General features: G+C 75.7%; 3 protein-coding genes and 1 pseudogene. All 4 read left to right on the plus strand.

The features are described 5' to 3' along the window. Positions 1–12: 12 nt before the first annotated feature. A pseudogene (locus tag B1205_RS30500) lies at positions 13–72 on the plus strand (hypothetical protein); the annotation flags it as partial. Positions 73–163: 91 nt separating this feature from the next. Then, positions 164–532, plus strand: a complete 369-nt coding sequence (locus B1205_RS30505) for a hypothetical protein (protein WP_254909601.1) — start codon at positions 164–166, stop codon at positions 530–532. A gap of 71 nt (positions 533–603) precedes the next feature. Beyond that, positions 604–837 (plus strand): DUF5522 domain-containing protein, encoded by a 234-nt coding sequence (locus B1205_RS00455; RefSeq protein ID WP_089153800.1) that lies wholly within the window; start codon positions 604–606, stop codon positions 835–837. An 86-nt stretch (positions 838–923) separates the two neighbouring features. Beyond that, on the plus strand, positions 924–1,391 hold a 468-nt coding region (locus B1205_RS00460), incomplete at its 3' end, for a hypothetical protein (RefSeq protein ID WP_254909602.1).

Below are 1,391 nucleotides of genomic sequence, written 5' to 3' on the forward strand. Positions count from 1 at the left end.
CTCAACGACGAGATCCACGCCGCGCGGTTCGTCCGCAAGACCCACAGCACGAGTACGGCGACTTTCGCCTCGCCCAACGCCGGGCCGCTCGGGCACGTGGTCGAGGGGCGGGTACGGGTGCTCACCCGGCCGCCCCGGTACCCGCCGCTGCCGGCGGTGGACCGTGACCGGCTCCCCCCNGCTGCACACGGTCACGCTCGACGACGACGTGTCGCTGCTCGACGCGCTCGTCGCCGGCCGGGACGGGCTGGTGGTGGCCGGATTCGGGGTGGGGCACGTTCCGCCCGCGTTCGCTCCGGCGCTGGGCGCGCTGGCCCGGCGGATGCCGGTGGTGCTGACGTCGCGGACCGGTGCCGGCTCGGTGCTGCGGGACACCTACGGCGCGGTCGGCTCGGAACGGGACCTGCGGCGACGCGGGCTGATCGACGGCGGGCTGCTCGACCCGTACAAGGCGAAGGTGCTGCTGCGGCTGCTGCTCGCCGCTGACGGCGACCGCGCGGCGATCAGCGAGGCGTTCGGGCGGCACGGCTGACGGGTGGTGTTAAGCGGGGCCCCCGCCTATGCGGAAAACGTTAAGCGGGGGCCCCTCCTTACACTTCGGCGGTGAGTGACGAGCTGGCGGACCGGCCGCTGACCCAGCCGCACCCGTCGCGGCTGCCGCCGACGCACCCCGGGCGGGAGGGGATCCTGGCCGCGCACGCCGCCGCCCTGGCCGCCGGGGAGGCCGGCTATCTCGACCCGGGAACCGGGCTGTTCGTGCTCAGCGCCGGTTTCCTCGCCCGCCGCGGCACCTGCTGCGGGCGAGGATGCCGCCACTGTCCGTACGTGGACGACTGAGGACTTTCGTCCCCGCCGCGCGACCCGTACGGTGTCCGACGGAACCGCGACGGGCCGGACCCGCCGCCGACCGCGGAGGTCTTCCCGTGCGCGCCCGATCCTGGCTTGCCGCCTCGGCCGTCCTGCTCGCCACCGGCTGCGCCGACGACGCCCCTCGGGTCGCCGTGCCGGCGGCCCCGCCACCACCGGCCGAGGTCACCGCGGCCTCCTCCGGTGGGGCGTGCCGGCTGCTCGACTTCGCGGTGATCGCCGCGCACACCGGGGGGACATTCGACGTGGCCGCGGCCACCGACCGGGGCGACACGCACACCTGCGTGGTCCGCGCCCAGGGGGCCGTCCTGCCGGAACTGACGCTTGCCGTCACCGACACCTCGATCGACGCGGCGACGTTCACGGCCGACGTGCAGCCGCGTGGGGCGACGAAGGTGTCCAAGCTCGGCACCATCGCCTACCGGCGGACGCTGCCGAGGACCGCGGACGCCGGCCCGGTCGCCGAGGTGGGCTGGCTGGCCACCGAGGACCGGCTGGCCAGCCTCCGCTGGACCAGCCCCGCG

The organism is Micromonospora sp. NBS 11-29 (assembly GCF_002140155.1).
In the GTDB taxonomy this organism is placed as follows: Bacteria; Actinomycetota; Actinomycetes; order Mycobacteriales; family Micromonosporaceae; genus Micromonospora.